This window comes from Bacillus atrophaeus, from assembly GCF_001584335.1.
In the GTDB taxonomy this organism is placed as follows: Bacteria; Bacillota; Bacilli; order Bacillales; family Bacillaceae; genus Bacillus; species Bacillus atrophaeus.
In genome coordinates, this window is sequence record NZ_LSBB01000020.1 from 30,491 (window position 1) to 56,457 (window position 25,967).

Genomic DNA, 25,967 nt, shown 5'->3' on the forward strand with positions numbered 1-25,967 from the left:
GATGCAAAATGTAATGGAACTAAAGAATGTCACAAAAAAAATAAATGGAAAAACGATCATTGATAATCTGAGCTTTACGGTTCAGGAAGGCGAAGTGTTTGGTTTTTTGGGACCGAACGGAGCGGGGAAAACAACGACAATCAGAATGATGGTCGGTTTAATGAAGTTATCACAAGGCGATGTTGTGATTTGCAACCAATCAATCACAAAAAACTACGCCCAGGCCGTCAAACACGTCGGAGCAATCGTGGAAAATCCTGAGCTGTATAAATTCTTAAGCGGCTACAAAAACCTTCAGCAATACGCAAGAATGATAAAAGGCATCACGAAAGAAAAGATCGATGAAGTCGTTGAACTGGTCGGGTTAAAAGAAAGAATTCATGACAAAGTGAAGACGTACTCACTTGGAATGAGGCAGCGTCTTGGTTTGGCGCAATGTCTTCTCCACGATCCTAAAGTGCTGATTTTAGATGAACCGACAAACGGCCTGGACCCGGCAGGAATCAGAGAAATCAGAGATCACTTAAAAAAACTGACGCGGGAAAGAGGAATGGCGGTTATCGTTTCAAGCCATCTGTTGTCGGAAATGGAACTGATGTGTGACAGGATCGCTATCCTGCAAAAAGGAAAGCTTATAGATATTCAGAATGTAAGAGATGAAGAAACAGAAGAGAAAGATACATATTTCTTCCATATGGAGCAGCTGAAAGAAGCCGCTTCTGTTCTGAAGGAGTATGATTGCGTGAACAAGAAGAACGGCGTGGAAATCAAGCTGTCCAAGCAGGAAGTGCCGGCCGTAATTGAACTGCTGGTACAGGAGCAGATTCGTTTATATGAAGTAAAACTGGTCACAAAATCATTAGAAGACCGTTTCTTAGAAATCACCGGCGGAACAAAAGAGGAGGTTCAACATGCTTAACCTGATATATAACGAGTGGATAAAAATTTTCAGCCGAGTCGGAACATGGGTAATGATTGGGATTCTTGGTGTTTCCATGGTCGGCTTTGCTCTCTTGTCCAACCATTTTTCATCTGATGAGGCCAATCCGAAATGGAAGCAGGAGCTTCAGGCTGAAAATGCCGATATGAAGAAGCAAATCAAAGATAATCCAGGCAATGATATCCTTGTGAAAAATTTAAAAAAAGAGATTGCAGTAAACGAATACCGCATTGATCACAATCTTCCGACTGATACAGGATATACGGCTTGGTCGTACGTAACAGATTCCTCAATGTTAACCATGCTTACCGGACTGTTTACCATCATAATCGCAGCTGGAATTGTTGCGAACGAGTTTAACTGGGGCACTATTAAGCTGTTGGTCATCCGGCCGCTCAGCCGTTTTCAAATTCTGTTATCCAAATACATTACCGTGCTATTATTTGGTCTGGGCTTGCTGTTGTTTTTATTTGTCGGCTCAACCCTTCTCGGATTGCTCTTTTTCGGGACAGGCGGAGATGCTGCGGCTAATGTCCACTTAGTGTATAAGGACGGTCATGTGGTCGAACAAAGCATCATCGGTTACTTGGCGAAAACGTATCTTTACGAATCGATATCGGCCTTTATGCTTGCAACAATGGCCTTCATGCTGTCGGCTGTGTTCAGAAACAGTTCTCTTGCAGTTGGTTTTTCCATTTTCCTATTGGTCATGGGCAGTACGGCGACTGGATTTTTAGCAATGAAGTTCGACTGGGCAAAGTATATTTTATTTGCCAATACAGATTTAACGCAGTATCTTGACGGTACACCTTTAGTGGAGGGAATGACGATGACCTTCTCCATCGTGATGCTTGTCATTTACTTTGTCATTTTTCAAATGCTCGCATTCGGTGTCTTCTTAAAAAGGGATATCGCGACATAACAGAAAAAAGCTGTTTTCGCCACAATGCGAAAACAGCTTTTTTATTACAAAACAAAAAAACTGCAGGCATGAGCCTGCAGTTTTCAAAACATTTATGCTTTTGTTACATTAGCAGCTTGTGGTCCGCGGTTTCCTTCAACGATTTCGAAAGAAACAGTTTGGCCTTCTTCTAAAGTTTTGAAGCCTTCGCCTTGAATAGCAGAGAAGTGAACGAATACATCGTCTTGACCTTCTACTTCGATGAATCCGAATCCTTTTTCAGAGTTGAACCATTTTACTTTACCTTCTAACATGCAATTTCCTCCTAAAGCGATCATAACGCTTAAATTCACTATTCTTGCTCTTAAACAAACTTCCAAGACGAAAACTCTTACAAAACTTTCTTCTTAAAGATAGTTCGAACAAAAATAATTATCTTTACTCTACCAGTAATTTAAAGAAAAAACAACAGTTAAACACAATTTTTTTCAGAAAAGAGCACATTATCTTTCCTTTTGATATTCATTCGGGGAAATCGATCTAAAATCTCGATATATGCCTATCAGCCTGCCTTATCTCAAAGCGACAGAGGTGTATTTGATTTCGATAAATTCTTCAATGCCGTAATATCCGCCTTCACGGCCGGTGAATGATATTTTTCTCACACGTTCGTCAGCTTGCCATACTTCTGTCAGCTCTTTTGCATCGCCGACCACAACACGCTTTTTTGGCTTCCTTCTTGCCGGCGTATGCTACCTCTGCGACAATATCTCCTGGAGCGGAGGTTGTCACTTCAATGCTTTGATCTGATCTTATCTTATCCATTTCCCATTAATATAGTTCTCCTTCATGATTATTCCTCACTTTCTGAAAGGGTTTTCTTCTTATCCGAATATCTCTGCGGGCGGCTGGATAAACAGTAGCACTGTCTGCCGCCACGGCGGGACGCAAGCAATTGACAAGCCTACAATAAATAGGTAAGGTAATGTTACAAATACAAGATGATACTCATACATAAACTTCTTCTGCATAAAGGCGAAGGGAGTTGGATTTGTTCCAATTCCGGTAAGCCGCCATAAGGCTTGGAAAGTATAGGAGAGGGTGCTCCGGCTGTGAGCGTTTATAGGCTTCTTCTTATTTTATAAGCGGGAGCTTTTTTATGCGCGGCATGTTCGCCATTGCAACCTCAATAAATGCTCTAATAAATAGATAGGGAGTATGGTCGCCATGAAAAAATGGCTTGCATATTGTTTGTTCCTCATTTTAGTCATTTCACTTAGTGCATGTTCAACATCAGCAGAAAACGAAACGATTAAAATCGGCATTAATGATTCAGATCGAGCAATTTGGGATTTTATTGCTGGGAAAGCCGAGGAGGAAGGCCAACAAATTGAGACGATAGAATTTTCGGATTACGGAGAATCCAATATGGCCCTTGCCAACGGTGAAATTGATGCCAACGCATTTCAAACGATTTCTTATTTTCAAGCGTTCACAAAAAAGTACAAGGACAAACTCGCACCTCTCGGAACGACGTACATAGCGGGAATGGGGATTTATTCAAAGACATATAAACGGATAAAAGATATTCCGAATGGAGCTGTTGTTGCTTTACCGGATGAAGGAATTGATTTAGGAAGAGCGCTTATGTTATTGCAAGAAGCAGGGCTGCTTAAGCTGAAAAAGGGATTTAACGGAAATGGATCAATGGATATGATAAAGGATAATTCAAGACATCTAAAAATTAAAACAGTGTCAAAAGAGGAAGCATACAGAAGGCTGGATGATGTTGACGTTACTGTTCTCACTATGGAAGACGCTGAAAAAGCAGGCCTTCACCCGGAAAAGGATGCTTTACAAAGAGCTGAACAGACTGCGGAGGTCTATATGAACATGATTGCTGTCAGAGCGGAGGACAGGGATCGTGAAAATCTGGAAAACATCCTTGAACTATACCATTCGGACGATACAGCTGCGTTTATTGAAAAAGAATATCACGGAAACTTGATACCTGCTTTTCTCCCGTTAAAAAGCCTTTCAGATTGGAAGAATGAATTCACACAATGAATTCATTCTTTTTTTGTGGAATAACATACCTTATTTCGACCTGTTTGTTTGGCTTGGTAAAGCTTTTGATCGGCTATCAGCGGCAATGTTTCCGGCTGATCTGCGTTCAGGGGGTAATGGGCTGTCCCGAGGGAGACAGTGACGGAAAGCTTATCGCCGCTCGACAGTATAATCGGTTCACCGGATACAGCTTGTCTGATTCGTTCGGAAACTTGCACCGCTTTTGCATGAGTGCAATTCGGCAGGAGAACGGCAAATTCCTCACCGCCAATGCGGGCCGCGGGATCTGAGGTGCGTGTATTGAGCTTAAGGCGCGCTCCGAGTTCTTTCAGTACTTGATCGCCTTCATGATGGCCGTATTGATCATTAATCTGTTTGAAGCGGTCAATATCTAAATAAATGAGCGCGAATTGAAAGGAAGGCGAACGGCCCGCCTGTTTATAGAACTGGTGCATGACTTCCTCGAATTTTCGCTTATTAAAAATTCCGGTTAAGAAGTCGTAGTTCGCTTGAAATTTATATTGTTTGAACAAGAGGTGCGCCTTTGCCTCGTGTTCGATTAAATAGAAGCTCAGCATGCCTCCCAAAGAGGACAGCAGCCAATAATACATGTGAAGCGCGGCAGAATGAATATGCAATACAAAGTAGGTCATAACGGAAGAAACAACATTCACAAGCAGCAACACGTAAAAAGCTCTTAGTACATCCGGCTTTTTTCGTTTTGAAGCAAGCAGCGTAATCACGGAAACGATGATGATTGTGACCAGCGAATAAAGTGCAGAGGCATTTGTGCTGATCAGTATACGGCCGGCCATAATAATGGCAAAAGCCGTCGCGGTAGACACCCAACCTCCATAAAGAGCGGCAATCATAATGGGTATATTTCTTAAATCAATGATGGAATGATGGTAGGTAAAACCAAAGATAATCAGAAAAACCCCAAGGAGCCCGCAGCATGCACCTTTTAATATCTGAAAGGGCAGGCGGTCTTCTTTATGTATTAACGTTTCTTTAAATAGGAAGGTGAAAAGATAATTAAATGTAATTAAAATGGTCAAATTTACAAAAAGTTCTTTTAACATATCAATCACCCGTATATACGTTACTAAAGATGCGGTGGAATGAAAAGGATAAAAACGGGATAGAGAAAGGTTTTTTTATCCAGAAAGAAATGAATCATTAATTCTTACTTGACCCATAGGAATTTGTGTAATATATTTTTAAAAGGAAAATCTGTAAGGGAGTGTTAACCTGAATTGGCGACTTTATTAGTCATTTTAAATCTTTTCATCATTATTTTACTTATAGCAGGGCTGTTTGTTATGCAAAAAAAACACGTTTCCTTTTCTAAACGTGTTTTCACCGCTCTTGGGCTCGGAATTGTGTTTGGGTTTGCGCTGCAGTTGATTTACGGGCCTGCCTCGGATATTGTTACGCAGACGGCAGACTGGTTTAATATTGCCGGGGGCGGATACGTCAAACTGCTCCAAATGATTGTCATGCCGCTTGTGTTTATTTCGATTCTCGGAGCCTTTACCAAATTAAAACTCACAAAAAATCTTGGAAAAATCAGCGGATTGATTCTCGGCATTTTGATTGCGACAACAGCAATTGCTGCCGCAGTGGGTATCGTGTCTGCCCTTTCTTTTGATCTTCAAACGATCCAAATCGACCAAGGTGATACTGAATTATCACGCGGGCAAGAGCTTGAGCAAAAATCCGAGGATATGACGGCGAAAACGCTGCCGCAGCAAATGATCGAACTGCTGCCGAGCAATCCGTTCCTTGATTTTACCGGAGCCAGACCGACATCTACGATTGCGGTTGTCATTTTTGCCGCTTTTCTTGGTGTCGCATTTCTCGGGGTTAAACGAAAGCAGCCGGAACAGGCGGAAACATTTAAAAAGATGGTTGATGCCGTATATTCCATCATCATGCGCGTTGTGACCTTAATTTTGAGGCTGACGCCTTATGGTGTATTGGCCATTATGACGAAAACGATTGCGACAAGCGATATTGACAGCATCTTAAAGCTCGGTATGTTTGTCATTGCTTCATACGCGGCGCTGATCGTTATGTTTATCATTCATTTGCTGCTCGTGACATTCAGCGGTTTAAATCCTTTTATGTATGTGAAAAAAGCGCTGCCTGTCATGATCTTTGCTTTTACATCACGTTCAAGCGCGGGCTCATTGCCGCTTAATATCAAAACACAAAGAAGCATGGGTGTGCCAGAAGGTATTGCCAACTTCGCCGGTTCTTTCGGGCTGTCAATCGGCCAAAACGGCTGTGCCGGTATTTATCCCGCGATGCTTGCGATAATGATTGCTCCGACAGTCGGGCAAAATCCGTTAGATCCTGCGTTTATTGTTTCGGTTATCGCGGTTGTCGCAATCAGTTCCTTCGGTGTAGCGGGTGTCGGAGGAGGCGCCACATTCGCCGCTCTGCTTGTATTATCTGCACTGAATATGCCGGTTGCGCTCGCTGGTTTGCTGATCTCCGTTGAACCATTAATTGATATGGGACGGACAGCATTAAATGTCAGCGGAAGTATGACGGCAGGCTTGATCACCAGTAAAGCCACAAAAGATATTGATACAGCAGTATTTAATGACCAATCGACCGTAATTGAAGCGGAAGAGGGGGCATAAGAAAAACGTGTAATCCAAAACGGATTACACGTTTTTTTAATGGCTTCCGGGTTCTAAATCTTCAATCATATTCATGATCGTGTTGTCATTCATTACGTTTACGGCACTTTCGTCAAAGTGAATCGGTTCAGCGTAGTGCGGCTGCTTTCTTTCCGCGGGTGACGCCTGCTGCTGTTGTTGATGGGACTGCTGCTGGGTTTGGGTTCCCCCGCCAAACGCCTGCTTGATCATATTCCCTACATCGGAAGTGCCGGCCGTCTGCTGTTGAGAATCTTTTTTCATTTGCTGCGAATCTTCTTTATTCATTCGACCAGCCATAAAACCGCGAACCCAGTTGCGCACTTCTGGCGATAAAGCTGCAAGAAGTACAGATGAACCGATCAGCAATGCGGCCGGATTGATCCCTTTTCTTTGTTTAAACAATATGAACCCTCCTTCAGTTATACGTTTATTGCTATTTTCTCCTGCGCAAAGCTTTTTATCCCTTTTCTTTCACCTTGGAAAAGCATTTTTGTGGAGGAATTTGTATTTTTTATTTGTGCATAAATAAAGCTGATTAGAAAAACCTATAAGTAAAGTGATAAAGGAGGAATTTAAATGTTTGGAAAAAAACAAGCTGTCATGTCTGTGTTTCTCATCCCTTTGCTCATAACTGCTGGATGCGGTATGGCTAATCAAGGAGAAGGCAATCGTGATAATAACAGGCCCGAAAATGTAAACTACCGCAACCCGGAGAATGACGGGACAAGAAATATGAACAATGTTGATAATGATCGTAATGGCAACGTCAACGATAACGTCGATAACAACGCCAACAACGACAACAACATGAATGACAATCAGAACCGCAAACTGGAAGTAGCGGACAAGGCGGCTGATAAGATAACTGATCTAAAAGAGGTAAAACATGCAAATGTCATAGTAGCCGGAGATCAAGCATATGTGGCCGTTGTTCTGACAAATGGACAAAAAGGCGAAGTTGAAAACAAACTGAAAAAGAAAATTTCAGATAAGGTCAGATCTGCTGATAAAACGATTGACAATGTCTTTGTTTCTGCAAACCCAGATTTTGTAGAGCGGATGCAGGGTTATGGCGATCGGATTCAAAATGGCGATCCGGTAGCAGGATTCTTTGATGAATTTGGACAGATGGTACAGCGTGTGTTCCCTAACGCTGAATAACAATGAAAAAAAGCCGCATCATGGATTGCGGCTTTTTTCTATGCTCAATTGTCACTTCCTTTTCCCCATCTGCATAGGTTAGAGAATAAAAAGGACTGCTCGGGGGAGGGGAAGGCGTTTGAATGACGGCATGGGAAAACGCGAGGCGTTGGCTTTGATCCTGTGCGGAATACTTGTGGTTTTTGCTGTAAGTTCGGCTATCGTATCAAGTGCGATGTATATGTTGTCAGAACCAGACAGTCAAGCCTCCGGGTTAACGAAAGAGCAAGTGACTGAACATATGGAAAAAGTGTCATTTCACCAGGTGACTGTTTACTATACATCTGAAGAAAAGCCGTTGCTTCCGCTGACAAAAGAGACGTTGGATTATGCAGCAAACATGAATAGAATCATTTTAGGATATGCAGGCTCAGAGCATCTGGATATTATATTTTTTTCGAATCAAAAGCAGATAGAAGCCTACTCCGGCCTGGCGGAGGTTGCAGGTTTTTATTCTGAGCAGGAGAAGCTGATCGGCATCATGCCGGAGGAAAAGAAAGAGCTTTTGAAAGAAAATGATATGGCGGTCTATTTGTATCAGCGGTTATTCATACATGAATTCACCCACTATGCGTTTCATCAGAAATTGAGGGAGCTTAAAGCCGATCCGGATGATTTTCCTTTATGGTTTCACGAGGGGACCAGCGAGTGGACGGCTAATTATGAACTGGTGATCGATCCGGTTTCGTTTGCTGTCGTTCCGTTTGACCAGCTTGATACAGATGAGAATTGGCAAAAAGCCAGATCAGCCTATCAAACCGATGTGTATTTACAAAGCTTCTATATGATAAATGAACTGACGGGAACGTTTGGAGAAGACATTATTTTGAAGATCATGAAGAAGACGTCGGAAGTGCAGAATTTCGAAAAAGGGTTTAAAGCAGCGACAAATGAGAGCCTGACTCAATTTGAAAAGGACTTTACCCATAAGTATGAGAAAAAGAAAGCGGCATTGGATACCGGGTCCAGTGCCGCTTCTGTTTTAATGAAGGCCTTGCTGTCCCATGCTTCCATTATTCGGAGGCATCTGAGGCTGTCCTTGAGCCGGAGCGAATGCGTTCAGCATGTTTTGCATATCCTGAGTATTCAGCTGCGGAACTTGATAGTATCCGTGTTTATTCTGATAGAGAAAAATTTCAAAAGCCATTTCAACGAATTGCTGAATTTGGGCTGAAAGCACACGTCTGACGGCTGGATTCGTCATTTCAAGAGAAGCCATAGTCATCATGGATGCCTGCGCTTTTATAGATACAAGCATCTGTCTGCTGATGAGGCCGTCATTAATATCTGTCATAGATTGAAGCGGTTTATGAGGCTGTGAAGGCTTCATGCCGTAAACCGTCTGGTTGTCTTCCTTCATCAAGTACGTAGCCGTTTTTTGGGATGGCTCACTGCCTGTTTTAAAGCATTCTGCAGTCAAGTTGTACTGTGACAAAATGAACTGATATTGGCGGTCCAATATCCCGAGCAGTTCTTGATCTTGGACAAACTGTCTTAACATGATAAATTGGTCAAGAACATTGATGGTTCCTACCAGCACCTCATGCATATCAAACATTTCGTGCCCGCCGTGGTTAGCTTGCGGTTTGCTCGGTATTCCTTGGTTTACTTGTGACTGTTGCTGATTTTGCTGTTCCAAATCGGATATCCTCCTTTATTTCAAATCACATTTATCATGTGAGTGAATGTAGTTTTTTATGCATCAAGAGCCGATAAGCGTTCCGAAAAATGAAACAATATGCAGGAATGAAAGGATTTGGTGTCTCTCTGTCGAATATTTTTCAGACAGACTAAACAATTACTGGTGGGGGTAACGGATGCAAGAAGAACTAATGGAAGTATCACCGATAGACATTGCCAAACAGAAACCGGCCATTATAGGCATCGGAGCATCTGCGGGCGGTTTGAATGCGGTTAAGGAGTTTTTCAAAGCATTTAAAAGCAGCCTCAATGTCTGCTTTGTTGTGGTTCAGCATCTTTCTGCGAAGTACAAAAGCTTTATGCCGGAACTTCTCGGAAAATATACGTCAATGGATGTGCGTCTGGCAAGAAACGGAGAAACGCTAAAGGGGAAAACCGTCTACTTATGTCCGCCTAATCATAATATTAAAATCGAAAATCATACGATACAAGTACATACATATGATGAAAACGAAAAGATCAATTATCCGATAGATTACTTTCTCAAATCGTTGGCTCTGTCCCAAAGAGAAAAAGCGGTTGCCATCATATTATCCGGAAAAGGACGGGATGGCGCGGAAGGCATGAAATTAATCCATGAACACGGCGGCATATGCATGGCACAGGACGAGTCGGCCCAATGTCCGGACATGCCGAATCATGTGATCAAATCGGGGATCGCCGATTTTGTAGAACGTCCGAAAAAAATCGCCGCCTATATGAATCAGCTTTTAAACCAAGTGAAATGCAAATTATCTGATGAAGCGATAGAAAAAACCGTTTACCTGATCCAAAAGCAGACAGGCATTGATTTTTCAATGTATAAAAAGAACAGCGTAAGCCGCCGAATTGAGCGGAGAATGAATTTGCTTGATGAACAGATGCTGAGCCTTGATGAGTACAATAGGTATGTCATGAAGCATCCCGAAGAGCTGCAGCTGCTGTTTAACGATCTTCTCATCGGGGTCACCCATTTTTTTAGAGATAAAGAATCATTTGACACGTTAAGAAAGCATTTTGTCCCTGCGATTGTGGAGAACAATATCAAAAAAGGGAGAAAATCCTGCCGTGTCTGGGTCGCAGGCTGTTCGACGGGTGAAGAAGCCTATTCTGTCGCCATGGTGTTTTGTGAAGAAATTGAAAAACGTAAAGCGGCAATCGACTTGCAGATTTTCGCCACAGATATTAATAAAAGCTCCATACAAAAAGCAAGTAAAGGGACATATACGGAACAGGCCGTATCCCCCGTTCCTCCTGAATGGCTGGTTAAATATTTTGAAAAAAAAGGGCCTGACTATGTGGTTAAAAAGAGGCTGAGAGAGCATGTGGTCTTTGCCCCCCATAATGTAATCAAGGATTCTCCCTTTGTGGATCTTGATTTTATCAGCTGCCGTAATGTTATGATTTATTTTCAGCAGGAATTCCAAGAGAAGGTGCTGTCTCTCTTTCATTTTGTTCTGCGTGAAGAAGGCTACCTGATGCTTGGCCCGAGTGAAACAATCGGAAAAATGACCAATCTCTATACGCCTGCGGACAGAAAATGGAAGGTCTTCAGCAATTCAGCGTCGGCAGAACAAATCAAGTATCATTTGTCTGAGGCAGCACATGCTGAAAGGAAGCATGTGCAGGCAGGAAAATGCAATAAAATTTATGAGCTGATGGAATTTCACCAAATGGATGAAATGTATTTATCCTTGATTGATCAATATCTGCATCCATGCATGATTTTAAATGACAGAGAAGAAATCATCGCATCCTCTGAAAGCGCAAATCAATATTTAAAATTTCCAAACGGCAAATGCAATTACAGCATATACAATATTTTTCCTACAAATTTATCGGTTCCGATCAGCACAGCGCTCAAAAAAGCCAGAGCGACAAACACTGAAGTGAAGTTTCAAAACATGAAAGTGTCTGTCGGGGGCAAACCTGCTCATGTAGAGCTGACCTTAAAAAGCTTAAAAAGAAACCATTATCAATTATATATTTTGTTTATCGAGAATAAGAAATATAAGCGAGAAAAGAGCGCAAAACACGAGCTTTTGATGTTTGATGAAGATTCCGCATATCATCAGCGGATACTTGATCTTGAAAAAGAGCTGTATGAAACCAAACAGCATTTGCAAACGGCAATTGAGGAATTGGAGACGTCTAACGAGGAATTGCAGAGCACAAATGAAGAACTGATCGCGGCCAATGAAGAGCTGCAATCGACAAATGAAGAAATGCAGTCTGTCAATGAAGAGCTGATGACTGTCAATCAGCAGTTTGAGAAGAAGATTGAAGAGCTGACAGCCATGACGACAGACATGGATAATCTGCTGATCAATACAAATATCGCTACGATTTTTCTTGATGAACAATGTCATATTAAGCTATTCACACCTGAGGCGGAAAATGTATTTCATCTGATCGAAAGGGATGTCGGAAGGCCGATTTATCATATTTCCAGCAGGCTGAAATATGAAAATTATCTTGAAGACATTCAGCTCACACTAAAAGACAAGAGATTTATCCAAAAAGAAGTCGAGGCGCAAAATGGCGATTGGTACAATGTCAAAATGATGCCGTATTATACAAACGAAAATAAAGTAGAAGGGGTAGTCATTACCTTCGTCAACATTACGGATTTGAAATCAACAAACAAAGCGCTTCAAATCAGCTCCGAAGCAGTTGAACAAAGCCCCGCAAACATATTAATCGCCGCGGCGGACGGGCAAATTAAATATGTGAACAAGCGTTTCTGCGAAATGATCGGCAAAGAGCAGTATGAGATTATCGGCGAGAACGTGTTTGAGCTTTATGATCAATATTTTCAGCTGAGCGAGCTCAGCTCCCACTGGCATTCCATTCCGGAAAACAACAGGTGGTCCGGCGAGCTGTATTATCAGGATAAAGACGGCCTTGACCGATGGGAGTATGTCACCCTTCTTCCGGTTAAAGACGATTCCGGACAAGTCGGTCGGATTATGAGGATTGCCGAGGATATTACAAATCAAAAGCAGTCTGAAAAAATGCTGATGAAATCTGAGATGCTCTCTGCAATCGGCCAGCTTGCAGCAGGGATCGCCCATGAAATCAGAAATCCGCTCACCTCTTTGAAAGGATTTTTGCAGCTGATGATTCAAAGCAAAAAATATCAAAAAGATTATGCGGAAGTCATGATGTCCGAGTTTGTCAGATTAGAATCTATCATTAATGAATTTTTAGTATTGTCGAGATCAAAATCAGTCCAATTTGAAACGATTCAGATTAACGATATTGTGGAGGATGTTTCATTAATCCTTGAGTCCCAGGCCATGCTGAAAGGCGTTCGGGTTATCAAAAACCTGAATGATAAGCTGCCTGATATAAAGGGAGTTCCAAATGAGCTCAAGCAAGTCTTTCTGAATGTGCTGAAAAACGCGATTGAATCGATGGAACAAATCGAAGGTGACATTCACATTCATACTGTGTATCAAAACGGGTATATCCAGCTGACGTTTGAGGATCAAGGGAAAGGTATTTCCAAGGAAATGATGGAAAGACTGGGGGAGCCTTTTTATACAACAAAAGAAAAAGGAACGGGTCTCGGCCTCATGGTAAGCTTTAAAATTATTGAAAGCCATAAAGGCACGATCGAATTCGAAAGTATTGAAAATCAAGGCACAAAAGTGACGATTAAACTGCCCGTATCTAAAAAATAAAAGTGAACGCCCGGGTGCGGCGTTCACTTTTTCATAATAGAAAAATCCGTGAATCTGGCTGGAGAACCGATAGTGTGTAAATCAGAAGATTGCTTTAAAAAAGGGGGAGAATATATGGGGAGAAAAGGTACCGCACGGGCGATTTACTGTGTGCTTATTACATTACTAGTGATAACAAACATGCCGTTGCACGCACTTCCGGCCGCTAAGGCAGCTGAGGCAATGTCAGTTGAAGAGGCATTGCAGCAAAAAGAAGGAAAAGCTGTTACAGAAGGGTTTATTGTGGGACAGGCCATTTCAAACCAGAACTACAAGCTGAGCAGTCCGTTTTCTAACGATTACAATGCAGCCATTGCTGACAGCAAAGACGAAACATCACCCGAGAAACTGCTCCCCATCCAAATACCTTCCTCATACAGAAATCAATTCGGCCTTAAAACGAATCCGCAGCTTTTGGGCGAAAAGATAACGGTTCAGGGAGAGCTTGAAGCATATTTTCAGACAACAGGCCTGAAAAAAGTGCAATCAATGAGTCTGAACAGCGGCGTTGAGGAACCCCCGGCAGACAGTCTTATATCCATTCACGATGCCCGCAGCAAATTGAATGAACAAGTGAAGATCAAAGGGGTAGTGACGGCGGACCAAGCTGCGGTCGGCGGCGGAAAGCTCTCAACATTTATCCAAGACGGCACGGCAGGAATCAATATTTACTCAGGTACACCTGAAGAGTTTCCAGAGCTGAAAGAAGGCATGGAAGTGACCGTAACCGGAAAAATAGCCAAGTACCAAGGCTTGACTGAAATCATTCCCGGCTCATCCGGGATCGAGATAACAGCAGCAAAACAACCGCTTCCAGAACCAGAATCATTCACCATAAACGAATTAGTAAACAGTGACCGAGGAGCCGCTTATGAAGGCCGGCTTGTCACTGTAAAAGCTTATATCGCTTCTAAACCGAGTTCACAAGCCGGAGGGGGTTATAACGTGACAATGATTGATGATGATCACCATTCCCTCACGCTCCGGGTGATGGAGGAAACGGGCATCATCAATGAACTGTCAGCCGGCAAATGGTATGAATGCACGGGGATTTTAAGCCGATACCAATCCCTTCAGCTGATGCCAAGGAAGCCTGATGATATCAAACTGCTGAAAGATCAGCCTGCTCCCCCTTCTCAAGAAGGTGAATATGAAGGAGTGGTGGACCGCGTCGTTGACGGTGACACAATAAACATAAAAACACCTATACTTGGCTCGACAAAAATTCGATTCGTACATGTAGATACGCCCGAATCATACCACACGCCAAAAAATGAACTGGATGAGAACCAATTAACATTCGGCCAAAAAGCATCAAACTACTTAAAAACCATTCTTTCTCCCGGTGATAAAATTACTGTCAAGGTCGGCCAAGAGGCAAAGGACAGCTATGGCAGGCTGCTTGGACAAGTTTTCACTGAAGATGGACTGAATGCGAACTTAGACTTGGTGAAAAACGGCTATGCTCCGACATACTTTATTTGGCCGGTCGATCATGAAGGCGATTATCTTAAGTTTCAAAAAGCGGCGGCCGAAGCTCAAAAAGAGCAAAAAGGAATTTGGAATCAAGCAAACCCGCTGAAGGAAATGCCGTTTGAATTCCGGGCAAGAGAACAAGGCAAAGGCCTGACAAGATATGTAGGCGACTCTTCAGACAAAACCTATGTGCCGCCTGAAGAATGGAAGGAGATCGCTGTCGAGCACCGAATTTTCTTTTCTTCCCCGGAGGAAGCAGAGTCTGCCGGATATAAGAAACGGGAGAGCGGAAACAAAGCCAATATGCCGCTGAGGATTTTAAGCATGAATGACCTGCACGGAAAAATAGATCAGCAATATGAGCTCGATCTCAATCAAGACGGTAAAACAGACGGCACCTTTGGGCGCATGGATTTTGCCGCAGCCTATTTGAAAGAGAGAAAAGCCGAAAAAGAAAATACGCTTCTTGTACATGCCGGAGATATGATTGGCGGGAGCTCGCCGGTATCCTCCTTGCTGCAGGATGAACCGACTGTGGAATTGATGGAGGAGGTTGGATTTGATGTCGGAACGGTCGGAAACCATGAGTTTGACGAAGGAACCGATGAACTGATGAGGATGCTAAAAGGCGGAGAGCATCCTGAAGAAAAGGGAACAAGCGGATATGACGGGCAAAACTTCCCGCTCGTTTGTGCGAATTGTAAAATGAAATCGAGCGGAAAACCTTTCTTGCCGCCTTATGAGATCATTAATGTTGACGGTGTACCTGTCGCTTTTATCGGTGTTGTCACCCAATCGGCAGCTGGAATGGTGATGCCCGAAGGAATCAAACAGATTGAGTTTACTGATGAAGTACAAGCGGTGAATGCGGCTGCAGCCGAGCTGAAGAAAAAGGGCGTCAGGTCAATCGCCGTTCTCGCCCATATGACGGCTGAACAGAACGGAAACTCCATCACCGGTGAATCGGCTGATTTGGCAAAGAAGACAGATTCAGAGATCGACATTATCTTTGCCGGACATAATCATAAAGTTGTAAACGGCAAGGTGAACGGAAAGCTCATTGTCCAAGCCTTTGAATACGGCAAAGCCATTGGTGTCGTTGATCTAGAAATCGACCGCAAGACAAAGGATATTGTGAAGAAGTCAGCGGACATCGAATATGTTGATCAAAGTAAAATAAAACCAGACCCGGCGGCAGCAGGCATTTTAAGCAAATATCAAACCGTTGTTGATCCGATTATCAGCGAGGTCGTCGGAGAAGCAGCTGCCGATATGAATGGCGGGTATTCAAATGAAGGTGACACTCCGCTCGGAAACTTGATCGCTGATGGGATGAAGATGGCGATGAATTCGGATTTTGCGCTGATGAACGGCGGCGGCATCCGCCAAAATCTGAAAAAAGGGCCCATTACATGGGGAGACCTGTTTAACATTCAGCCATTCGGAAATGTGTTAACAAAACTCGAAATCAAAGGAAAGGATCTTACCGACATCATCAATGCGCAAATTTCGCCCGATTATGGCCCAGATTACAGCATAAGCGGTTTTACTTATACATGGGACCCAGAGACGGCTAAAGTGATTGACATCAAAATGGCAGACGGCACAGCTATTCAGCCTGAGACTGGCTATACACTGACAGTTAATAATTTTATGGCGACGGCAGCCGGAACAAAGTACAAGCCGATCAGCTCACTCGGCAAAAATCCGGTGACAGGACCGGAGGATATAGAGGCGACTGTTGCATTCGTAAAAAGCTTTAAGGACCCCATTTCCTATAAAGCAGACGGAAGAATCAAAAAGGCGGAAGCGAAAGAAGGAGAGGGTCAAGATCCGGATGACGGAGCGCCTGAGGATACCAAACCGGGAACGAACCAGCCTCCTTTGAACCAACCTGAAAACACACCCGCTGACAAAGAAAATCATCATCAAAGTATTCCTGCCGACACTGACGGCGTTACAGGAATTACAGAAAGTCAGACGGCGCCAATCGGCATGACAGATGGAATAAGCGCTCTCCCCATACAAAATAAAACAGAGAAGCAGCCTGCCGCGCACAAGCTTCCTGACACCTCGGCAGGCCATTATAACTTCATCGTCATCGGTACAGCGATGACCCTATCAGGTATTTATGTTTATGTCAGAAGAAAAAGGAGCGCCAGTTCTAAATGAAAAAAATGAAGCACATCCCGATCCTGATTATCGCAGCGGGTCTCACTCTTACTGGCTATGGGGGATGGAAAGTGGCCGATACAAAAATGAAAACCGAACGATCACTTGAAGAAGCGAGGGAAGTGACCAGCAGCGATGATTCAGCAGGCGGCGCCGAAGTGTCTCAAGAAAAAAAAGCAGACTTCAAGCCCAAGATCGGAGAGGCAAGCGGGATATTGAAGATCCCTAAAATAAAAGCCGAGCTTCCAATAGTGGAAGGCACGGATGCTGATGATTTAGAAAAAGGAGTCGGGCATTACAAAGATAGCTATTACCCGGAGGACAACGGCCAAATTGTGTTATCGGGCCACAGAGATACCGTTTTTCGCCGGACGGGTGAGCTTGGAAAAGGAGACAAATTGGAGATCCTTGTGTCATACGGGACATTCACCTATGAAATCACCGGAACTAAAATTGTTGATAAGGACGATACCTCTATCATCACGCTTCAGCATGATAGGGAAGAGCTGATTTTGACAACATGCTATCCCTTTTCCTATGTCGGCAACGCACCGAAACGCTATATCATCTACGGACAGCGAACATCATAAACAGCCGCACGGGACTAGTTCCCGGCGGCTATGGTTTTTTATTGGGGAAAATAGTCTCCGCATAATTCCGCCAGATCAGCGGGAAGCGGTGCTTCGGCAATGATGAACTCCCCCGTTATCGGATGGACGGCTTGGACACTTTTCGCATGCAGGGCCTGCCTGTCGAGAATAAAAGTGCTTCCTCCGTACAGTTCATCTCCTGTTAGTGGGTGGCCGATACTTGCCATGTGGACGCGGATTTGGTGCGTTCTTCCCGTTTCCAGTTCCAATTCAGCCAGGGAAAGACCGGCTTTTGGGTGATAGCCTTTTACCCGGAAATGAGTGACGGCTGCCTGGCCTCCCGGAGAAACCCGCCTCCGCGTCGGGTGTGACCTGTCTCGTCCAATCGGCGAATCAATCGTGCCTTTTTTCGGTTTCAGCTTTCCTTCCGCCAGCGCGATATACGTGCGTTTGAGCTCTTTTTTTTCTAATTGCTGATCCAAGATCGCATGGGCGAGCCGATGCTTTGCAAATACGACAGCGCCTGACGTATCCAAATCAAGACGATGAACATGGCGCACTTTTGTTTGCTCGCCATTTGCCTGAAAATGATAAGCGATCAGGTTGGCGAGTGTGCCGGTTTGGCCTTCCTCATTCGGATGAGTCGGCATTCCGGCAGGTTTGTTTACGATCAGCATATGGCTGTCTTCGAATAAAATCTCAATTTCTCCATATTCAGGGATCACGTTTGATTCTGCTTTTTCTTGCAGGTCAATAAACAAACGGTCGCCTTTTTTCACTATGAAATTATGGACGGCGGGCTCATGATTCACTTTTATGCTTTTAGTGGTCATCCATTCTTGAATCACGGGTTTAGACGCTTTTACTTCCGTTTTAAGAACGGAAAACAGCCATTGGCCGTCCAGCTTTTCAGTGATCATGAGCTCCAGCCCTCTGCCTTTTTGTTTCATGGTATATATCTCCTTTTGAAGCGAGGAAGGCAGGTGATGCAACAGGAAACACTTACCTTGGCACTCGCGATTTTTTCTGTGCTATTCTTGATAAAGACTTAGGATATTCGATGGCAAGAAAGGTGATTGATGTGAGAATTGTGAACGCTGCGACTGAAGAACAGGAGAGTTTCATCAATGAATTGACAATGGAACTGCTCGATGACGTTTTTCCTCTTTTTTTCTCCGAACTGGACATTCAACGCTATAAAAAGAAAGGCGTTCTGTCCCTAACAAACCAATATTACCAAGGAACATTAAAGGAAGCTTTTCAAATTATGGCTTGTCTTCAAATGATACATACCATTTTGACAAAGCCTTATCGTCAATATGACTTGAAAGACCAAGTATTATTTGATAAAAACAGCACCTTGCTGAATGAGTGCGGAATGTTCTTTCCATTTGCATTGTCTGATTTTCAGACGGATGCAAATCAAGACTATTCCGATAAAAGAAAATCAATGTAATACATGCGGAGAAAGAGCTTTTCCTTGAATGCGGAAAGGCTCTTTTTTTAGGCCTTATGTGATCATATCATAAATTCTTTCCTGCAACTCCCTTTTTAATCGGCTCCCGCCTGCACATACTAACTGATGAAAGGGGTGCTTGCAATGAATTCAATAAGCAATTCAATGACAAAACAGGTAGCAACCGTTTCTTCAAATCAAACGATTCAGGAAGCGGCTGCGCTGATGCATCAGCATAATGTCGGAGCGATTCCGGTTGTAGACCAAGGGGTTTTACAAGGGATGCTCACAGACCGTGATATTGCATTGAGAACCACTGCTCAAGGCCGGGATGGCCAAACACCCGTTTCTGAAGTGATGTCATCCAACGTCATTTCCGGGAATCCGAATATGAGTTTGGAAGAGGCGTCTGAACTGATGGCCCAGCACCAAATCCGCCGCCTTCCTATTGTAGATAACAACAATCTAGTCGGGATCGTTGCGCTTGGGGATTTAGCGGTGAATCAGCTGTCAAACGACTCTGCGGGAGAAGCGCTGACAAACATTTCACATCAAAACATGCAGTAATAACCGAAAGAGCTTGCACTATGCAGGCTCTTTCTTCTCATAAAAGTTTCAATTTTGAAAGCAGAGACAATTCGGGGTATAGTGTAAACATACATCTCATTCGTAAAGTCAAAAGGAGTTGTGGGCAGTGATAAAAGCGTTAATATTTGATTTTGACGGGCTTATTCTGGATACAGAAACCCATGAATACGAAGTGTTGCAGGAAATATTTGAAGAGCACGGTTCAACCTTGCCGTTATCCGTTTGGGGAGAAGTAATCGGAACAGCTGCCGGGTTTCGCCCCTTTGTCTACTTAGAAGAACAGCTGGGCAGAAAACTGGATCATGGCGAGCTTACGAAAATCAGAAGAGAACGTTTTTCGAAAAGAATGGAGACCGAAAAAGCGAGACCTGGCGTTGAAGCCTATTTAAACGCCGCGAAGGACTTAGGTTTAAAAGTCGGTCTGGCGTCAAGCTCTGATTATAAATGGGTCGCGGGACATTTGAAACAAATCGGGCTGTTTGATGATTTTGAAGTCATTCAAACGGCTGATGATGTGGAAGAGGTCAAACCAAATCCCGAACTATACTTAAAAGCGGCGGAAAATCTTGGTGTGTCACCTGCGGAATGTATCGCGTTTGAGGATTCTGTCAACGGTTCAATCGCCGCCAAGCGCGCGGGCATGAAATGCGTCATCGTGCCGAACAAAGTCACGGGCAGCTTGTTATTCGAGGACTATGACCACAGACTTGAATCAATGGCTGAGATGGAGCTGGCGCTGCTTTTGGATCATTTGAACGCCAGGGACTAGAAAGAAGGAGGAAATGTTTTGTCTGAGAAACTTGATTTGACCAGATTTGAGAAAAAGATGGTCATCCGCAATATAGAAGAAAAAGATATCAGTAAAATAATCGCCTTGCAAAAGGATTGTTTTCCGGGGATGGAGCCTTGGGAGCCAGAGCATTTAATCAGCCATTTGGAACATTTTCCGGAAGGGCAGTTTTGTGCGGAATTTGAAGGCGAGATTATCGGTTCTTGTTCCAGCCTTTTGATTAATTTTGATGAATATGATGACCGCCATACGTGGCAGGACATTACCGATGACGGATATATCACCAATCATAATCCGGACGGTTTAAATATGTACGGGATTGAAGTAATGGTTCATCCGACGTACAGAAGAATGAAGATCGGGCATCGTCTATATGAAGCGAGAAAAGACTTAGCCAGACGATTAAACTTGAAAAGCATCATTATCGGCGGCAGGATTCCGAACTTTCATAAGTATGTGGAGGAAATGACCGCACGCGCTTATGTCGAGCAGGTGAGCCGCCACCAAATTTATGATCCTGTGCTTTCTTTTCAGCTGATGAACGGGTTTACACTGATGCGGATTAATCCAGATTATCTGCCGGATGATATGGCGTCAAGCAAATACGCGACGCTGATGGAATGGAACAATGTCGATTATCTTCCGCAGACAAAACGTTATTATAAATCGGCGTTTCCAGTGAGAATCTGTGTGATTCAATATGAAATGAAAAAGATCTATTCCTTTGATGAATTTGCGAATCAAGTAGAGTACTATGTCGATGTCGCTTCAGATGCGGGCGCTGATTTTGCGGTCTTCCCGGAAATTTTCACGACACAGCTGATGTCTTTCCTTGAAGAACGTTCACCAAGCTTGGCAGTACAGAGAATTACCGAGTACACCGAGGATTATATCAGCGTCTTTACGGAGCTTGCGGTGAAGTATAACGTCAATATTATCGGCGGTTCTCATTTTGTTGAAGAAGAGGGGAAAATTTATAACATCGCCTACTTATTCAGACGCGACGGTACGATTGAGAAACAATATAAGCTCCATATTACGCCGAATGAGCGGAAGTGGTGGGGGATCAGCGCAGGTGACCAGGTTCGCGTATTTGATACCGACTGCGGTAAAATCGCCATCCAAATCTGCTATGACATTGAGTTTCCGGAGCTTGCCCGGATTGCAGCGGATAAAGGCGCAAAAATCATCTTCACGCCATTTTGTACAGAAGACCGCCAAGGCTATTTGCGGGTAAGATATTGTTCGCAGGCAAGAGCGGTGGAAAATCAAATTTATACTGTTATCTCAGGGACGGTAGGAAACCTGCCGCAAACGGAGAACATGGATATCCAATACGCCCAGTCCGCTATTTTCGCTCCTTCAGACTTTGAGTTTGCAAGAGACGGCATCGTCGGAGAATGCAACCCGAATATTGAAATGGTTGTCATCGGCGACGTCGATTTAGAAATCCTCAGAAGGCAGCGGCAGGACGGTACTGTGCGCCAGTTGAAAGACAGAAGGCACGATATTTACCGAATTAAGTACCAAAAGTAAAACAGAGAAAGGCTCGCCGGGAATTTGGCGGGCCTTTCTTTATAAATGCGGAATTGAAACTGTGCCGTTCTTTCATTAAAATATAAATAGATTAATGCGTGTAAATAGAAAAAGAAGGTGCCTTATGCAGTTTTTGCTTGTATTATTGCCTGTTTTCGGAATTTTTGCGATCGGTTATATCGGACAGAAAACCCTTGGGTTCGATATTCAGACACTGTCCAAAATGTCCTTATATTTAATGTCTCCTTTTTTGGCTTTTGATACGTGCTACTCTAATAAGCTGACGATGGATTACCTTTACCTCTTCATTTTTGTGCTCGGCCTCTGTTTAGTTCTCGTTTTGCTTGTTTATTTTTTATCTTATTTTCATAAGTATCAGAATCAGGACCGCTGCGCCATGATCCTCTCGTCGGCATTTATGAATAACGGCAATTACGGAACGCCGGTCGTTTTACTTGTATACGGAACGGCGGGGCTTGATGTGGCTGTTGTCTTAATGGTGCTCCAGCAATTGATCATGAGCACAATCGGCATCTATTTTGCAGCGAAGGGCAGTCCGGACGCCGGCGGCTTTAAAACAGTGATGAACCGGGTGACTCGTATGCCTGTCGCTTACGGCGCGCTTCTTGGCGCAATACTTCAGCTAGTTCATATTTCTATACCTAAAGAATTAATGACATCAATCGAACTTGTCGGGAACGCCGCGATACCCACGATTATGATCATTTTGGGTATGCAGCTTGCGTTAATTTCATTTAAAAATATTGAATATCGAAAAATTTCTTATTCATTGCTGCTGAAGCTTATGATTTCCCCGGTTATTGCTTTGGGCTTTACATTCATTTTGCCGGTGGACGATATGACAAAGCAAATTATGATCCTTGTAGCCGCAATGCCGACAGCTGCAAACACAACATTAATGGCCGTACAATTTAATACTAAGCCGGAAGTGGTTTCAAGCGCCACCTTCATCAGCACAATGCTCAGTATTGTGACGCTGCCGGTATTGCTTTGGTTTCTGCATCCTCTTTCATAGAAAGGGGATTTTTTATATGCGGGCCTGTCCCGCGGTTTGTTGACTCCGCTGCCGTCTGGCTTTATATTGAAGGAAGAGGAAACCTTCACCATGACGAAGTAAGGAAATGATAAGACCATTACCTTCGTGACAGCCTATTTTCAATTTTAGAATCGTATGTTTATAACGATAATGAAATGGGGATGATCAGGTGGAAAAGCAAAATCACGCATTAAAGGAAAAAGATGAGCGATTTGTGTGGCACGCTATGAAAGGGTCGCAGCCGGCTGACAGTCTCATCATTCAGAAGGCCGACGGAGCCAGTGTAACCGATATTGACGGACAGCGTTATTTAGATGCGATGTCGGGCTTATGGTGCGTGAACATCGGTTATGGCAGACAGGAGCTGGCTGAGGCGGCGTATGGCCAATTGAAGGAGATGCCTTATTATCCGCTGACACAAAGCCATACGCCGGCGATTCAATTGGCGGAAAAGCTGAATGAATGGCTCGGCGGCGATTATGTGATATTTTTCTCCAACAGCGGGTCGGAAGCGAATGAGACCGCATTCAAGATCGCCCGGCAATATCATCAGGAAAACGGTGATCCCGGCCGGTATAAATTCATTTCAAGATACAGGGCTTATCATGGAAATACGATGGGTGCTCTCGCAGCGACAGGGCAGGCGCAGCGGAAATACAAATACGAACCTTTAGGCCAAGGCTTTTTGCACGTCTCCCCGCCTGATCTTTACCGCAACCCTGCTGATGAGGAAACCTTAGAAAGCGCATTAGAAATTGACCGGACGATGACATGGGAATTGAGCGAGACGATTGCAGGCGTCATCATGGAGCCGATTATTACAGGCGGAGGCATTTTAATGCCGCCCGACGGGTATATGGCCAAGGTGCAGGACATTTGCCGTAAACATGGCGCCCTTTTGATTTGCGATGAAGTCATCTGCGGATTTGGGCGTACCGGGGAGCCGTTCGGGTTTATGAATTATGGGGTGCAGCCTGATATCATAACCATGGCAAAGGGTATTACAAGCGCTTATCTGCCGCTGTCAGCGACAGCAGTCAAACGCGAGATTTTTGAAGCTTACAATGGAGAAGCCCCTTATGACCGTTTTCGGCATGTCAACACATTCGGAGGAAATCCGGCCGCTTGTGCATTGGCGTTAAAGAATCTGCAAATAATGGAGGATGAAAACCTGATTCAACGTTCACGCGATTTGGGAGCGCGGCTTTTAGGCGAGCTTCAAAGCCTGAGAGAACACCCGGCTGTCGGTGATGTCAGAGGAAAAGGCCTTCTCATCGGAATCGAACTTGTGAAAGACAAAACAACAAAAGAACCGGCCGACGCAGATATCATCAATCAGATCATAGCTGCATGTAAAGCAAAAGGGCTGATTATCGGAAAAAATGGCGATACGGCTGCCGGATACAACAATGTGATCCAGCTTGCACCGCCGTTTTGTCTCACAGAGGAGGAGCTTTCTTTTATCGTAAAAGTGCTGAAGGAAAGCATACTGACCATGTAGTTTCGGCAGAAGTTATTTTAAAAAAGGAGCAAAATATGAGTTTTCACAATCAATCAATTTTACCGGCTATTCGAAACATGAAGCAATTTGATGAATTTTTAAACAGCTCATTTACATATGGGGTGATTTTGGATATTCATCTCGGACAATTAAAGGGCGTTATAAAAGAAGCGCAAAAGCATGGGAAGAAAATGATGGTCCACGTTGATTTAATCCATGGCATTAAGCATGATGAATATGGCGCTGAATTTATTTGCCAGGAAATGAAGCCGGCCGGTATTATTTCAACAAGATCAAACGTCATCGTGAAAGCGAAGCAAAAGAAAATTTATGCAATCCAGCGGCTGTTTTTGCTCGATACAAGCGCCATGGAGAAAAGTATGGAGTTTGTCGGCAAACACAAACCGGATTTTATTGAAGTGCTGCCGGGCATTGTTCCGTCACTCATTAAGGAAATAAAAGAGAAGACGGGAATTCCGATTTTTGCCGGCGGCTTTATTCGTACTGAACAGGATGTTGAACAGGCGTTGAAAGCCGGGGCCACCGCAGTGACAACATCAGACACCAAATTATGGAAAAAATATGAAAATTTCTTGACAGAAAATGATTGACACCGCTTACACCGGTTGTTACAATTGTACTAGGTTAATTTATTGTGATGGAGAATCCGGAGACCCACGACAGATCTTTACGGCAGAAATCAGGCCGTAAAGCCGTTTGTTGTGGTTTTTTTCATCTCTATGACTCTGTCACACCTGTTGAATAGTAACTTTAGGAGGAATTTCTATGACAGCATTTTGGGGAGAAGTCATTGGTACGATGCTGCTTGTCATTTTTGGTGCAGGTGTTTGTGCAGGAGTCAATTTGAAAAAATCGCTTTCTTATCAATCTGGCTGGATTGTCATTGTGTTTGGCTGGGGCTTGGGTGTTGCAATGGCGGCTTATGCTGTTGGAGGCATCAGCGGCGCCCACCTCAATCCGGCGTTAACTATAGGTCTTGCGTTTGTAGGAGATTTTCCTTGGGAACAGGTTCCGGCGTATATTGCCGCACAAATGATCGGAGCGATTATCGGCGCGGTTATTGTATTTCTGCATTACCTTCCGCACTGGAAGGCAACTGATGATCCGGCTGCAAAGCTTGGCGTTTTTTCCACAGGCCCGAGTATACCGCATCTATTCGCTAACGTGTTAAGTGAAGTTGTTGGGACATTTGTCCTTGTGCTCGGCATATTAGCGATCGGTGCAAATGAATTTACTCAAGGACTGAATCCGCTGATTGTCGGCTTTCTCATTGTGGCCATCGGAATTTCTCTTGGAGGAACAACAGGCTACGCGATTAATCCGGCGCGTGATTTAGGTCCCAGAATCGCTCACGCTTTTCTGCCGATTCCGGGGAAAGGTTCATCGAATTGGAAATATGCATGGGTTCCGGTTGTCGGACCGATTTTAGGCGGTTCCTTCGGGGGCGTGTTCTACAATGCAGCGTTTAAAGGGCATATTACAATCAGCTTCTGGTTTGTAAGCGTTATTTTAATTGTGGTATTGTTAGGACTCTATGTTTATACGAAAAAACACTCAGCTAAAACACTCTCAAATTCAAAATATATTTAAAAAGG

The 25,967-nt window shown here is 43.8% G+C and carries 22 protein-coding genes and 1 pseudogene; 17 read left to right on the forward strand and 6 right to left on the reverse strand.

The window, feature by feature from the left end:
• The first annotated feature begins 1 nt into the window (after position 1).
• Together AXI57_RS13820 and AXI57_RS13825 are read left to right on the forward strand one after the other, a co-directional pair.
• Positions 2 to 919 (forward strand): ABC transporter ATP-binding protein, encoded by a 918-nt coding sequence (locus AXI57_RS13820; protein WP_061670398.1) that lies wholly within the window; start codon positions 2 to 4, stop codon positions 917 to 919.
• Positions 912 to 1,862, forward strand: a complete 951-nt coding sequence (locus AXI57_RS13825) for an ABC transporter permease (RefSeq protein WP_004430035.1) — start codon at positions 912 to 914, stop codon at positions 1,860 to 1,862. Before AXI57_RS13820 ends, AXI57_RS13825 begins: the two co-directional genes overlap by 8 nt.
• 92 nt (positions 1,863 to 1,954) lie before the next feature.
• Here the strand turns inward: AXI57_RS13825 and cspB are convergent, their stop codons facing one another.
• Both cspB and AXI57_RS21400 read right to left on the reverse strand, forming a co-directional pair.
• Complete coding sequence (gene cspB, locus AXI57_RS13830) at positions 1,955 to 2,155, reverse strand: cold shock-like protein CspB (protein ID WP_004430034.1); 201 nt, start codon at positions 2,153 to 2,155, stop codon at positions 1,955 to 1,957.
• A 258-nt stretch (positions 2,156 to 2,413) separates the two neighbouring features.
• The gene (locus AXI57_RS21400) at positions 2,414 to 2,557 is read right to left on the reverse strand and encodes a hypothetical protein (RefSeq protein ID WP_155723732.1); all 144 of its coding nucleotides are present in this window, start codon (positions 2,555 to 2,557) and stop codon (positions 2,414 to 2,416) included.
• Positions 2,558 to 3,068: 511 nt separating this feature from the next.
• On the opposite strand from AXI57_RS21400, the gene AXI57_RS13835 reads away from it, so the two are divergent.
• The gene (locus AXI57_RS13835; protein ID WP_061670399.1) at positions 3,069 to 3,908 is read left to right on the forward strand and encodes a MetQ/NlpA family ABC transporter substrate-binding protein; all 840 of its coding nucleotides are present in this window, start codon (positions 3,069 to 3,071) and stop codon (positions 3,906 to 3,908) included.
• 2 nt (positions 3,909 to 3,910) lie between these two features.
• Here AXI57_RS13835 and AXI57_RS13840 read toward each other — a convergent pair whose 3' ends face one another.
• Positions 3,911 to 4,990 (reverse strand): GGDEF domain-containing protein, encoded by a 1,080-nt coding sequence (locus AXI57_RS13840; RefSeq protein ID WP_061670400.1) that lies wholly within the window; start codon positions 4,988 to 4,990, stop codon positions 3,911 to 3,913.
• A gap of 174 nt (positions 4,991 to 5,164) precedes the next feature.
• On the opposite strand from AXI57_RS13840, the gene AXI57_RS13845 reads away from it, so the two are divergent.
• Positions 5,165 to 6,559, forward strand: a complete 1,395-nt coding sequence (locus AXI57_RS13845; protein ID WP_004430021.1) for an L-cystine transporter — start codon at positions 5,165 to 5,167, stop codon at positions 6,557 to 6,559.
• Positions 6,560 to 6,595: 36 nt separating this feature from the next.
• Here the strand turns inward: AXI57_RS13845 and AXI57_RS13850 are convergent, their stop codons facing one another.
• Positions 6,596 to 6,985 (reverse strand): hypothetical protein, encoded by a 390-nt coding sequence (locus AXI57_RS13850; protein WP_238380200.1) that lies wholly within the window; start codon positions 6,983 to 6,985, stop codon positions 6,596 to 6,598.
• 171 nt (positions 6,986 to 7,156) lie between these two features.
• Here AXI57_RS13850 and AXI57_RS13855 point away from each other — a divergent pair, with 171 nt between their 5' ends.
• Together AXI57_RS13855 and AXI57_RS13860 are read left to right on the forward strand one after the other, a co-directional pair.
• Positions 7,157 to 7,741, forward strand: a complete 585-nt coding sequence (locus AXI57_RS13855; protein WP_004430017.1) for a YhcN/YlaJ family sporulation lipoprotein — start codon at positions 7,157 to 7,159, stop codon at positions 7,739 to 7,741.
• Positions 7,742 to 7,859: 118 nt separating this feature from the next.
• Positions 7,860 to 8,834, forward strand: a pseudogene (locus AXI57_RS13860) (gluzincin family metallopeptidase); the annotation flags it as partial.
• Here the strand turns inward: AXI57_RS13860 and AXI57_RS20965 are convergent.
• Positions 8,763 to 9,419, reverse strand: a complete 657-nt coding sequence (locus AXI57_RS20965) for a spore coat protein (RefSeq protein ID WP_034718055.1) — start codon at positions 9,417 to 9,419, stop codon at positions 8,763 to 8,765. The pseudogene AXI57_RS13860 and the gene AXI57_RS20965 overlap by 72 nt on opposite strands.
• 178 nt (positions 9,420 to 9,597) lie before the next feature.
• On the opposite strand from AXI57_RS20965, the gene AXI57_RS13865 reads away from it, so the two are divergent.
• The 3 genes from AXI57_RS13865 (at position 9,598) to AXI57_RS13875 (ending at position 17,423) form a co-directional block, all read left to right on the forward strand.
• Complete coding sequence (locus AXI57_RS13865) at positions 9,598 to 13,146, forward strand: CheR family methyltransferase (RefSeq protein WP_061670402.1); 3,549 nt, start codon at positions 9,598 to 9,600, stop codon at positions 13,144 to 13,146.
• Positions 13,147 to 13,260: 114 nt separating this feature from the next.
• Positions 13,261 to 16,833, forward strand: a complete 3,573-nt coding sequence (locus AXI57_RS13870) for a DUF6359 domain-containing protein (protein WP_061670403.1) — start codon at positions 13,261 to 13,263, stop codon at positions 16,831 to 16,833.
• On the forward strand, positions 16,830 to 17,423 hold the full coding sequence (locus tag AXI57_RS13875) for a class D sortase (RefSeq protein ID WP_061670404.1): 594 nt from the start codon (positions 16,830 to 16,832) through the stop codon (positions 17,421 to 17,423). Before AXI57_RS13870 ends, AXI57_RS13875 begins: the two co-directional genes overlap by 4 nt.
• Positions 17,424 to 17,461: 38 nt before the next feature.
• Here the strand turns inward: AXI57_RS13875 and AXI57_RS13880 are convergent, their stop codons facing one another.
• The gene (locus AXI57_RS13880; RefSeq protein WP_061670405.1) at positions 17,462 to 18,373 is read right to left on the reverse strand and encodes an RluA family pseudouridine synthase; all 912 of its coding nucleotides are present in this window, start codon (positions 18,371 to 18,373) and stop codon (positions 17,462 to 17,464) included.
• Positions 18,374 to 18,483: 110 nt separating this feature from the next.
• Here AXI57_RS13880 and AXI57_RS13885 point away from each other — a divergent pair, with 110 nt between their 5' ends.
• From AXI57_RS13885 to AXI57_RS13920, 8 genes are all read left to right on the forward strand, one after another.
• Positions 18,484 to 18,879: a DUF5365 family protein gene (locus AXI57_RS13885; RefSeq protein WP_003327841.1), complete on the forward strand. Its 396-nt coding sequence runs from the start codon at positions 18,484 to 18,486 to the stop codon at positions 18,877 to 18,879.
• A gap of 144 nt (positions 18,880 to 19,023) precedes the next feature.
• Positions 19,024 to 19,446: a CBS domain-containing protein gene (locus AXI57_RS13890; RefSeq protein WP_003327840.1), complete on the forward strand. Its 423-nt coding sequence runs from the start codon at positions 19,024 to 19,026 to the stop codon at positions 19,444 to 19,446.
• Between the two features lie 127 nt (positions 19,447 to 19,573).
• Positions 19,574 to 20,236 carry an HAD family hydrolase gene (locus AXI57_RS13895; protein WP_061670406.1) on the forward strand — a complete coding sequence of 221 codons (663 nt, stop codon included), beginning with the start codon at positions 19,574 to 19,576 and terminating at the stop codon, positions 20,234 to 20,236.
• Between the two features lie 18 nt (positions 20,237 to 20,254).
• Positions 20,255 to 21,793, forward strand: coding sequence for a bifunctional GNAT family N-acetyltransferase/carbon-nitrogen hydrolase family protein (locus tag AXI57_RS13900; RefSeq protein WP_003327838.1), 1,539 nt, complete (start codon positions 20,255 to 20,257; stop codon positions 21,791 to 21,793).
• 124 nt (positions 21,794 to 21,917) lie between these two features.
• Complete coding sequence (locus AXI57_RS13905; protein ID WP_061670407.1) at positions 21,918 to 22,829, forward strand: AEC family transporter; 912 nt, start codon at positions 21,918 to 21,920, stop codon at positions 22,827 to 22,829.
• A gap of 190 nt (positions 22,830 to 23,019) precedes the next feature.
• On the forward strand, positions 23,020 to 24,351 hold the full coding sequence (locus AXI57_RS13910; protein ID WP_061670408.1) for an aspartate aminotransferase family protein: 1,332 nt from the start codon (positions 23,020 to 23,022) through the stop codon (positions 24,349 to 24,351).
• Positions 24,352 to 24,386: 35 nt separating this feature from the next.
• On the forward strand, positions 24,387 to 24,962 hold the full coding sequence (locus tag AXI57_RS13915) for a glycerol-3-phosphate responsive antiterminator (protein ID WP_061670409.1): 576 nt from the start codon (positions 24,387 to 24,389) through the stop codon (positions 24,960 to 24,962).
• Positions 24,963 to 25,137: 175 nt separating this feature from the next.
• Complete coding sequence (locus tag AXI57_RS13920) at positions 25,138 to 25,962, forward strand: MIP/aquaporin family protein (RefSeq protein ID WP_003327833.1); 825 nt, start codon at positions 25,138 to 25,140, stop codon at positions 25,960 to 25,962.
• Positions 25,963 to 25,967 lie beyond the last annotated feature (5 nt).

Coding starts and splice junctions, on each gene's coding strand:
- AXI57_RS13820 (WP_061670398.1), top strand. CDS start 2: ATGCAAAATGTAATGGAACTAAAGAATGTCACAAAAAAAATAAATGGA.
- AXI57_RS13825 (WP_004430035.1), top strand. CDS start 912: ATGCTTAACCTGATATATAACGAGTGGATAAAAATTTTCAGCCGAGTC.
- cspB (WP_004430034.1), bottom strand. CDS start 2,155: ATGTTAGAAGGTAAAGTAAAATGGTTCAACTCTGAAAAAGGATTCGGA.
- AXI57_RS13835 (WP_061670399.1), top strand. CDS start 3,069: ATGAAAAAATGGCTTGCATATTGTTTGTTCCTCATTTTAGTCATTTCA.
- AXI57_RS13840 (WP_061670400.1), bottom strand. CDS start 4,990: ATGTTAAAAGAACTTTTTGTAAATTTGACCATTTTAATTACATTTAAT.
- AXI57_RS13855 (WP_004430017.1), top strand. CDS start 7,157: ATGTTTGGAAAAAAACAAGCTGTCATGTCTGTGTTTCTCATCCCTTTG.
- AXI57_RS13865 (WP_061670402.1), top strand. CDS start 9,598: ATGCAAGAAGAACTAATGGAAGTATCACCGATAGACATTGCCAAACAG.
- AXI57_RS13870 (WP_061670403.1), top strand. CDS start 13,261: ATGGGGAGAAAAGGTACCGCACGGGCGATTTACTGTGTGCTTATTACA.
- AXI57_RS13875 (WP_061670404.1), top strand. CDS start 16,830: ATGAAAAAAATGAAGCACATCCCGATCCTGATTATCGCAGCGGGTCTC.
- AXI57_RS13880 (WP_061670405.1), bottom strand. CDS start 18,373: ATGAAACAAAAAGGCAGAGGGCTGGAGCTCATGATCACTGAAAAGCTG.
- AXI57_RS13885 (WP_003327841.1), top strand. CDS start 18,484: ATGGCAAGAAAGGTGATTGATGTGAGAATTGTGAACGCTGCGACTGAA.
- AXI57_RS13890 (WP_003327840.1), top strand. CDS start 19,024: ATGAATTCAATAAGCAATTCAATGACAAAACAGGTAGCAACCGTTTCT.
- AXI57_RS13905 (WP_061670407.1), top strand. CDS start 21,918: ATGCAGTTTTTGCTTGTATTATTGCCTGTTTTCGGAATTTTTGCGATC.
- AXI57_RS13915 (WP_061670409.1), top strand. CDS start 24,387: ATGAGTTTTCACAATCAATCAATTTTACCGGCTATTCGAAACATGAAG.
- AXI57_RS13920 (WP_003327833.1), top strand. CDS start 25,138: ATGACAGCATTTTGGGGAGAAGTCATTGGTACGATGCTGCTTGTCATT.